We start from the raw sequence: 389 nt of genomic DNA on the forward strand, positions 1-389 counted from the left end.
TACCGCACTGCGCCTGCTGGAGGCGGGTGAAGCCTACAAGCAGCACAACCGCCTGCTGCTGCGTGGCTACCTGAGCGTGCTCGACGACCAGCCGCACGACGCCGCCGAGCAGGATGCCAACGACCTGGAGTCGCGCAACAACCGCCTGCAGTTGGCCCTGCAACTGAACCAGCGCGCCCAGCAGGAGCAACTTGAGCACCTGGAACGCGTGCGCGGCCAGCAGGACCTGATCCTGCGTTTGGCCCGCCAACGTTACAGTGCCGAAAACTCGCTGCTGGAAGCCGCCCAGCTGATCACCCAGAGCGCTTGCGAAATCTACAACGTCGACAGCGCCAGCATCTGGCACCTGGAAGACCAGCGCCTGGAGCCGATCACCGCGTGGAAACGCG

Annotated in this window: 1 pseudogene; it reads left to right on the forward strand. The window is 65.0% G+C overall.

The features are described from left to right. Window positions 1-389: pseudogene (locus QWI17_RS04795) on the forward strand (hypothetical protein); the annotation flags it as partial.

This window comes from Gilvimarinus gilvus (genome assembly GCF_030518155.1).
Classification (GTDB): Bacteria; Pseudomonadota; Gammaproteobacteria; order Pseudomonadales; family Cellvibrionaceae; genus Gilvimarinus; species Gilvimarinus gilvus.